Origin of the sequence: Phormidium sp. CCY1219 (assembly GCF_035615515.1) — a bacterium.
GTDB lineage: Bacteria > Cyanobacteriota > Cyanobacteriia > Cyanobacteriales > Laspinemataceae > CCY1219.
In genome coordinates this window covers 1-10256 of sequence record NZ_JAJENT010000595.1, presented here as the reverse complement: position 1 = coordinate 10256, position 10256 = coordinate 1, and the positions used below count along the sequence as shown (strand labels likewise).

Below are 10256 nucleotides of genomic sequence, written 5' to 3'. Positions count from 1 at the left end.
CGACGTTCCGACTCGGTATCCAGAGAACTGGTCGCCTCATCCAAAATTAAAATCTGCGGATTGCCCAACAACGCCCGCGCGATCGCGATGCGCTGTCGCTGTCCCCCAGACAGAGAAGTTCCGCGCTCGCCCACCTGAGTATTATATCCCAGAGGCATCTCTTGAATAAACCCATGCGCTTCCGCCAACTTAGCCACTTCCACCGCCCGATCCAGAGGCACATCATCAGCATAGAGCGTAATATTATCCACAATCGTGCCCGAAAACAGAAAACACTCTTGCGGCACCACCCCAATCTGCGATCGCAACGACTGGGGTGAAATATGGCGCAAATCGTGCCCATCCATTGCGATCCGCCCGCTATTCGGAGAATACAACCCCTGCAGCAACTTAACCAGGGTACTCTTCCCCGACCCGCTGCGACCCACCAACGCCACCGTTTGCCCCGGTTTCACCGCCAACGAAATATTTTCTAACGTATTGCGCTCCTGTTCTTCACTGTAGCGAAACGTCACATTCTCCAACGACACCTCCCCTTGCAGTTTTGGCAGCACCAACATCCGACTTCCCGGTTTTTCCTCCGGTTCGGCGGCGAGGACATCATTGAGTCGCTCTACCGAAATCCACACTTCTTGCAACTCATCCCACAACTGAACCAGCGCCAAAATCGGACTAATCACCTTTCCAATCATCATATTAAACGCCACCAACTGACCGATAGTTAATTCTCCTTGAATCACCAACATCGCCCCATACCACAGCAATGCAATACTGCCAAAACTATTAATCGCGCCGCTGCTAGCTTGCAAGCGATTAGCAAGTTTCTGAGCGCGAAAGCGCGCATTCAGGGAACTGGTTAAATGCTCTTCCCAGCGCCAGCGCAACTCCCGCTCAGCGGCGGCAGCTTTCACCGTAGAAATCCCCGTCATCATTTCCACTAAAGACGAGTTTTGTTCCGCCGCCGCATTAAACACTTCCCGGGAGACTTTCCGCAAAAACGGCGTGGCAAATAACGTCAAAAGGGCGATCGGCGGAATAATCGCCAACACCAACAAGGTCAGACGCCAGTTGTAATAAAGCATCAACCCCAAATACACAAACCCCGTTAAGAAATTCAACCAAGCCAGAACCACTTGCCCGATTAAAAACCGCTGGATTTTTTGGTTTTCCTGCACCCGAGTGATGATATCCCCCACCCGACGCGATTCAAAAAATTTCAAAGGGAGTCGCAGGGTATGGTTGATAAAACCAGTAATTAAAGTCAAGTCGAGGCGATTGGAAAAATAATCCAGCAGGTATCGGCGGGTAGCATTGAGAGTGACAGTTCCGATGCCAAACAACAGCGCTCCCACGGAGATAGCATGCAGGGCGCTGACGCTTTTATTCACCACAATTTGGTCGAGAATGATTTGGGTAAATAAAGGCGTAACCAAACCAAACAGTTGAATCAGCACCGAAGCGATAATAATTTGCAAACCCACGGAGCGATAGGGCCACAGGATCCGAAAGAAGCTGCTCAGGGTGCGCTGCTGGGTTTCTTCCGCGTTTTGCAGTGCCTCGGTGGGATCGAGGAGCAAGGCATACCCGGTCCAACTGGTGAGAAATTTAGCCCGGGGAACCCATTGCTTGTCCGCCGCCGGATCGGCAATCAGAATTCGCTTCGAGGTGACTTTGTAGACAACCACATAGTGAATGCCCTGCCAGTGAGCGATCCAAGGATTGCTTTGTTCCGCGAGGCGACTCAGGGAAGCGCGTACCGGACGGGCCTGGAAGCCGACCTTTTCGGCGGCTTTAGCGAGGCTTTTCAGGGAAGCGCCAGAGCGTCCCACATCGGCAAGTTCGCGTAGGTAGTTGATGCTAAAGCGCTTGCCCCAATAGCGTCCGATTATCGCCATACAGGCGGCCCCACAATCGGAGGAGGACTGCTGGCGCAGGTGGGGATAGGGAGCCAGAATGTCCAGGATTTGCCGCTTCAGGGGTTTGGGAAAGATGACCGTATTGGATGGGGGTGGGGTTGGGGGAGTGGTGGCTTCCCGAGGAGGAGTTTGGGGGGTGCTGCGCCCGGTTCTGCTGGAGGGAGGAAGGGGTGAGACTGGGCGTTGTGCCAGTGGGGAAGGAAGGGAGTTAGCAGAACCGTTGCGGTGGGTGGTCTGTTGCAGGTTGTTTGCCAAGATGGGGGCGATCGCTTTAGCTTGTTCCCAGTATTCCTGGGGAAGCGCGATCGCCCACAGGGAGGTTTTGGCCACCCAATCCCCGGGGGTGGGTTCGGGATAGCCCCAACTCTTGCCGATTCCCGGGGTTGGCTGCGTGGCGGCGGATTCTGCCTCAATTTCGCCGCCACGCAGCCAAAAGCGACCCTGTTGTTCCGGGGTGGCATCGCTTAAGCGGGATCCGGCGCTGATGTGGCGATCGCTGCACCAGCTAACCAGTTCCTCGAGCTGATGGCTCGATAGGGTACGCAATTCAGTGGCGGTTTTGAAGAAGATTTGCCGTTGTCGTTGGGCGGTTTGCTGCTGAAAGTAGCCCTCGAGTTTCCCCCCGAGTTCGCGATCGCCGTCCAATTGAGCCAGACTCAGGCGCGAAATCTCCCCTGGCGTGGCGGCGATCGCCCGATAGGGTTGGGGATCTCGGTGAAAACAACGATCCCCGCCAAAGATATCTCCCGCTTCGAGAACCATTGCACAGACTTCTCGTCCGCGATCGGGATCGAACGCCAGCAAGCGCACTCGACCCCGCTCGATCGCGTAACTCTCCGGTTCTGCGGGTTCGCGATCGCCCAGGGAGAACAGTTCATCCCCTAAATCGAATTCACTGCGATCGCACGATTGTGTGATTTCCGATACCGCGCTTGGCTCGATATCCAGTTGCGCCAATCGCTGCATCAGCACGCTGTCCCTGTCTGTGCTTTCCGCTGAGGCATTGGTTTTGGGTTGCGATTTTTTGTTAATCCCTACCATTACTTATGCTCCTCGCATTTTGGGTTGATTGCATTTGGCATTCATCGCTTGCCAGTTGTATGAATTGAAAACCTGAGAAAAAACGATCGGCGTTTCGGGGAAATTCAGTATTTACCCTTAGTTTGCTAGCCACAGATGATAAAAAAGTCACCGCAATCGCTATACTTTATCCGTAAATTCACGGCTATTGGTGGCGCGATGCCAGGGCACCCTGGCATTATCCACGCAGCTTTTAGGCGATCGGGGTTGAAAGCCAGTCGCCGATTTCTATGCATTTAGTAAAAGCAGTGAAACAGTTAGAAAGAATAAAGTGTTGGCTCACAGCGGGTTAATCTCGGTCTATTGCTTTCGCCTCTATTTCAAAAAATATACTCACGGGAACCAATTTTCAACCCGCTCTATCTGGAGCGTTACCCTCTCTCGGTTGGAAAGTCAGCACTCTCCAAGGTTGTTGGCATCCCAGAAACGCCCCAGGACTTTTGGGGCTGAGTGATGAAGTAGACAAACATAAACTCCCCTGGTTTTGACGTGAAGGCGAAACAGTTGAAAATCTGGAAACTCGCTCAAATCGGCAGTTCGGGTTTTTTCCTCTATTTCAACCTTAAGATAACGTGGTATAAATTGCCCTCTCCTCCACCCAGCACCCAGGGAGGGGACGCAGGTGTAGTCTCTCCCGTTTGAATAAGGAGAAGAGGAAAAGGTCGCGGTCTGTGTGGAATAGAAATTTAGTAACAGTCCATTGACTTATAGCTATTTCATCACAATTGCAGACCCGGATTAATCTGCCTCTGGGTAGATCTGTTTTTTGGATGAGGCGTGATATGATAAAAATCTTTTGCATGAAAATCCCGAGAAGCGGGTCTATTCTCTTCTGTGAAATCGAAGCCCCCGGAACGTGCTGATGGCGATGATGTGCGGGAGAAAGTGCGAATTGGTGCGGCATTGCACGGGGCGATCGCCACCCCTGCACTGGGCCACCTCATCCGGTAAAATGTATTATCATTCCTCCAGAGAAATGTCAATAGAAAAATAGGAACAGCAATACCCTTTTTCCCAAGAAATTATGCCATATCCTGCATAGAGGCACAAGGCAGTACCCCCTCCTTGCCGGCGGTGAATTTCCCGGGCAATTTTGACAGATTTCCAAGCTTGAGGCGTTCCCAAGCTTTTGCCTGGGAACGCCGAGGTACAGCGAATGGAAAATAATCGAGTCGCGAGTAATGAAAATGCAGATCCGACGGAAAAACCGCCAGATTCACAACGGCGATCGCCCTTAACTACCCTTAAACTCCGTCAACACCCCATAAAGCGCCCAAATCGCCATTGCCCGCAGATAGTGACTCGCCCGAAAGGTACCGGCGGCGGTAATCGCTTCCGGGGTGCGGAATTGCAAACCATTTTCATACAGGCGATCGATAACAGTTTGCGCCAGTTGAAATGCCTCATTTTTTTTGCCCATTTGCAACAAAAAGGCAGCCAACCCAAAATTGATTCCCGTCCAGACTTCCAGGGGATGCGTCGCCTCCGGATTCGCCGCCGAACCATCGGGTAACACCCCATTGGCTGCGCCGAATTTGCCCCCGTGAAACTTCAAGAAACAAGCCTCAAAAATCGCATCCAGCGTCGATAGGGTACATTCCGACGGAACGATATCCTCTAAACCGAGCAGCCGCGCGTAAAACTGACCGCATAATTGATCGGCCATCACCACGTCCGAACCGCTCTCGCTATCCAGACGATAATATTTGCCATTCCAGAGGGTTTCGTGATAGACTTTTCGCGATCGCGCCAGCCAATCGCGGTAGGTGGCTAAGGTATCCTCAATCGCGGTTGTCTCCAGTAAATCCGAGCGTTCCGATTCATAGATAGTGCCAGTAAAAATGCCCGAATGAGGCGGGTTTTCCAGCAGAACTTCTGCGATCGCGATCGCTGCCGACAATGCCGCGATCCACAACCCGCCACAATACGCACTCACCCCCTTCAACTGCCAATCATCAAAAGTCTGATCCGGGGCACCGCCATTTTCCGGAATCCCATCCCCATCGTTATCGAACTGCTGCAAATAGCCTAACGTGCGAACCACAGAAGGCCAACAATCCCACAAAAACTCGTAATCCTGCGCACCAGTCAGCAGAAAATCGCGATAGACCTGCAATACAAAATCGCTGGGTAAATCTTTCCACAAATTACAGTCTTGGTAGCTGGTGTAATTGGTTTTGTGCCAAGGATGCTCGTTGGGTGCCCCCAAATCGTGCGGCGTCGCATCGGCAACTTTGCGAACCGCATCCGCTTGATTGTAGCCAATCGTGCGATGGGTCGGATCGCTGGTGGGAATCGCCCGGGCAAATGCCAGCATCACCGATTTTTCCAATTGCGGCCATAACATGAGCAGGGCAAAGGAGCCATACAGGCGCACATCTAAGCTTTCGTACCAGCGATAATCCAAACATTCGAGCACGGCAAACTTGCCCCGCGCGTCGAGTTCGTCTTGCGCGGTCCACAAACTACCCCCCGCCGATAGAATGTAAAGTTCGTTGAACAGCGCCACTTTAATCGAATCCGGCAGATCCTCGCGGGATAAAATGGGTTGTTGCCATGCGAGGATATTGTCCCGCCACATATTTAAGTGCTTCAGGGCCGTGCGAACCATCGTCCAGGAGTTATTGCCACTGCGTCCGAAGAAGTCGGTATAGCGGCGGTAGTACCAGACATTGGGGGCAAATTCGGTAACGGGCAAGTCCCAGGCGAGGATAAAGGGAATTTTGCGCGTTTTTCCCGGTCTGATGGTAAAGCGGATCGCCAGGGCGACGCCGATTTGTTCCGAGGCGTCGGCGGGAGTTTCATCAGTGCGATCGCCCAACGACCCATCCCGGGCAAAGCTGTCCCACAGTTCCTCACCGGTGCCGGCAGGATTCCAGCGCGTGTGGTGGAAGACTTCCATAAAGGGATTGGTGAGAGTGGCGATCGCCCACTCTCCTTCTCCTTCTTCGGGCACCTCTCCCTGGCGATTCCCCGTCATTACGCACCCGATGCGGTGAAAGTCTTCGATAAATCGGTTGAAGTTTCCTTCACTCTCTCCCCATCGCGGTTTGTATTCGTACACCGGGGATCCATCATCGCGCACGGTGACCGGCACCCCGGATAGCCCCCCAGACATCGCCGATGCTTGCGGGGGGATGGCATTGGTAAACCAACCCACCACATTTTGCCAAGTTAGCATGATGCTCAAGGTGATGGGTTCGTCTGTGGGATTATATGCGGTCCATTCAAAAATTGCGATCGGATAGCTGCATTCTTGATACTTGTGCGGCCAAATCGGCGAAAATTGTTCGCAGGTTAGTTCCGCCTGAAATACTCCGTTATAAACGAACCAGCTACGGGGATAAAGGGCATGGTATCTGCCTGTGGTTCGTTCTTCTCCTTTGTCGGTGGTGGATTGTGATGCCGGATACCATTGCCACGCCGACAGTTGACCTTCCCCAGGCGCTTCCGTACAGAGGGCATAGGCTTGTTTTTTTCCCTGCGCTTCCTCAAATACGCTGAATTGGCAGGCGGGAAGGGATTGAAAGGTGTGTTCCCCGCCATCCAGGTGCCACAGGTTGAAGTCCCCGCGCGGCGATCGGCCAATACAACCAGCCCCAAACCCCCCCAGGGGCATCCCGTGCCAAGGTCCATCGTCTAAATTACTGCGATAGCGCACGGTATAAGGATTGTCCCACCCTAACCCAATGGGACGACTCCAGGTATATTCGGGAATTGGTGTCTGCTTTGATGGATTACTCATGCTCTGTTTTCTCTCGTCCATCCTGATTAAAGCAGAACCTACGCCGAATGTCTCCTTAACCTCCCCCTCTCTATGCTGAATCGGGGTTTTTAAATTAAATTGTTAACAATTTATTGATTGGCAATTGATGTTTTATCCTTTATCTGTAAGCGCTTTAAATACTTTCCTATAGCTCTTTTTGAGTAAAAAAATTGCCCTTGTTTCTAAATACAGCTAAAAAAGAGGGCATTTCTAAATTGGTTTACATCATTTTTCCTACATTTGTATGGGTTGAAATTATTTAATTGCTGCTAAAACCGTAATATTGGCTATTTTTTTAAAAATAGCAATTCCATTTATTGATGGTACTTTATCCCGGAATAAAATACTATTAAATGAGGTAAAAATCAGCAGGAATAACGGGGAGAATCTCCGGTCAGTTGCCTAAATTAGAGGGTAGATTACTCGTGGGTTTGAGATGAGTGGGGCGGAGTTTGGGGGTGGGGGTGAATGTCTTTTTCTAATTGCTTGAGAGAAAAGGTCAGATGTTTGAGATAGGGTTTGACCACCTGTCGATTTTGCTGTTGTAGTTTGCCCACTTGTTGTTGCAGTTGGGTAATTTGACCCTGGACGGGGGTCCATTCCGGTTCTGGTGAGGGAGTCAAACTTTCCACCTGGTGTTGTATCTGGGAAAAGCCTTGAGAAAGGCGAGCGATATCGGCTTCGATGTGAGCGAATTCCGGAGTTTCGGAGACAGGAGAGGGAGGGAATTGCTGACGAAGGGATTGAATTTCTCGAGAGAAATTGTCTTCGAGTTCGGTAAAAGTGGTTTCGGTGCGATCGCGAAGGCGGACGATCGCGCGGCGGACGATCGCGAATTCTTCCAAAAGTTCGGGAGAACTCATCGGATTGGGGGAAGCTTGAGGGCGACTTTGTTGTGCTTCTAGCTCGGCGATCGCCTGACTAATTCTAACCAGAGAGTCTTCCAATTCCCGGAGGCGATCGTTTTTTGGCAACTGTTCCACCGAAGTCCGCACAGAAGACACCATCTGTTGCAGATCCGCGATCGCCCCTTCATGTTCGAGGCGCATTTGTTCCGCAAAGCGGTTCCGCTTGGCCATATTGACCCACAAAGCCAGAGTCAGGGGAGTAGCGGCGAACAGAACCTGTCCGGACAATCCCGCCACAATCGATCCCACCGCCGAACAGAGCAGAGAAACCGACTCCGCCACTTCCAGGCGATCGCCTTGAGAAAGACGGTGAACAAGACTCGTCCAATCTAGATTGCGTTCTATTTTCTGCATCGTTTCACCTCGGTTGTTTCCAGATAGATTGTTCCAATTATAATCAGGCTGACGGTGACCACTGCCTCAACCAAGCCCAGTTTTTCCACAGTGTCAGGAAATGAGACATCCAGCCGGAGGATGGGGCAATTGGCCAGACGATAAAAAACCCGATTTTGCAGAACCAAAACCGGGTGATGAATTCATATCGGCAACAATGAACCGCGAGATCCGCGATCGAAGAAATTGACATGGGAAGGATTACTGCTTCACGCAATTAACCATCCGCAAGGTCGCCGCAGCGGCATAGTTTCGCAACGCCGGATTATTCGGGTAAAAGCGGTTGCCCACCTCATTGAGCGGAGAAGCCACCTGACAATACGCCGACATTTGACCGATTAGAGAATCCGCCCAGTGGTTTTGGGTATCCGAGAAGACAGTAGAAGAGCCAGTGGGGTTAATCGAGGGATTTGCGCCGCGTAGGGTATTGCCAAATTCCGCCGATCGCCGCAGTACCGCCATCAGTTCCGCGCGCGTCACCGATTGAGCGGGGCGAAAACTGCCATCTTGATAGCCACTGACAATATTGTTTTGCTTCGCCCATTCAATTTTAGGCGCGCTCCAGCGAGAGGCTTCCACATCATAATAAGGACGAGACGAAACCCCCGATGGGAGATTGATATTGGCACCCGGAACATTTTTTAACGCCTCGATGACCATTGAGACCAATTGTTCGCGCGTCAGGGCCACTTGCGGGCGGAAAGTATTGTCTTCGCGGAATCCAGCCACGAAACCCATTGCCACCGCCTGTTCGATTTCGTTGGCATAGACATCATTGCGGATATCGGCAAAGGTAGTCCCGCCAGAAGAAGGAGGCTCCACCGGGGCAGGATCGATAATCCCCCCGCCAGAAGACCCACGCGGTCGGGCAAGGGCCGTCAACGACTGATTATTGGCGAGATAGACGTGACCTAAGACCTTACCGTTGTAGGTTCGTTTGGCGAAACTCCAGCCCGGATTGAGTTGAATTTTAGAATCGTAAGCCGAGGTAATGCCGTTCGTGCGTCCGATTTCGATTTCCGTGCGCTCGCGATCGTTGACCCCCAGCAGGACCAGATCCCCATCGCGACGAACGATTCGCAAACTATATTGCAAACCCACATCTTCACCGCCCACGCGGATGGAATGGCCATTGCTATCCATACTGCGCCCACAGATGCCAGTGAAGTCAAAACTAAACAGTAGCGGATCCACCTTGACGGGACTGCTACCGCTTTCTCGCCAGCAGGGACGCGCGTCAGAGATTTGCTCCACAATCAACAAAGCGTGGGAACTACCGCCGGCATAGGGTTGAGCGATCGCGATAAACCGATCTTGGTTCACCGATCGCTGTCCGAAAAGGGCAGCGAAAGAAGCGGTACTCAAGGTTAATGTAGAGAGGGCTGCGGTAGCCGCCGCCGTAATTTTAAGTAAAAAAGAAGTCTTCATGGTAGGTATTGAACGTGGAAAGAGTCGGGACTTGCCTCCTGGTCTATTTTCATTGTGGTTGAAGCACCAGGCAGTTTTCGCAAAGGAATGTTGTACTTTTTCAACTGTCCAACTGGGGACAAGGGGAAGGGGGTGCAACGATCGCCCTCATCTGAGAAAAGGGGGCGATCGCGGCGGGTGCTATCCATGCCAGGAAACAGAAAACTATCCTCCTGCACAAGCGAAGGAAAAGGTAGTTGTTACACTGATCGAACTGTCTGAACCGGGAATTAGTTCCGCAAAAGAAAAAGGTTCCCCACCCGAGGATTTAAACGACCCCTCCAGACAGGGGAAGCTTCCCCAAAAGGGGATTTCAGCCATTGCAGCCCCCCGGCGATCGCTCCCCTACAGAGGGCGGCAACCCCCAGGGATCCCTCAAGCCTCTGGCAGCACGATCGACCCTGAGACCCCAGGGGAGCAAAATTCCTCCGTGGTGCCTGTGCTTTCCACGTCACTGAGGAGAGAATCTGCTAAAATCAGTCTGGGTGCGATCGCCCTGACTCCCTGAAGTTTTGCCGGGTCAAGGAGGCGAATCGCAACAACCGCTACTACAGCACCACCACGTTCCTGCTATGCTAAAAGAGTAAGGTCGCTCCAGTGGCGACCTGGACTTCCTGACTGAGTTACCTCAGTCGCCAACTTCTACCCACAGTTAGCTTCTCGGCGGGAAGCCCCGCGCTCTACCCGTGCTTGGTGAGCGTCGGGATGAGAGCCAGGGGAAATGGA

Annotated in this window: 4 protein-coding genes; all 4 read right to left on the bottom strand. The window is 52.2% G+C overall.

Features of this window, described 5'->3' with window-relative positions; all coding sequences use genetic code 11:
• The coding region (locus LKK83_RS16890) for a peptidase domain-containing ABC transporter (protein WP_324632410.1) at window positions 1-2957 on the bottom strand (2957 nt) is incomplete at its 3' end.
• A 1273-nt stretch (window positions 2958-4230) separates the two neighbouring features.
• Entirely contained in the window at window positions 4231-6741 is a 2511-nt protein-coding gene (locus LKK83_RS16885) for a GH116 family glycosyl hydrolase (RefSeq protein ID WP_324632408.1), read from the bottom strand.
• A gap of 440 nt (window positions 6742-7181) precedes the next feature.
• Complete coding sequence (locus LKK83_RS16880) at window positions 7182-8024, bottom strand: hypothetical protein (protein ID WP_324632406.1); 843 nt, start codon at window positions 8022-8024, stop codon at window positions 7182-7184.
• A gap of 240 nt (window positions 8025-8264) precedes the next feature.
• Window positions 8265-9491 (bottom strand): DUF3747 domain-containing protein, encoded by a 1227-nt coding sequence (locus LKK83_RS16875; RefSeq protein WP_324632405.1) that lies wholly within the window; start codon window positions 9489-9491, stop codon window positions 8265-8267.
• Window positions 9492-10256: the final 765 nt, after the last annotated feature.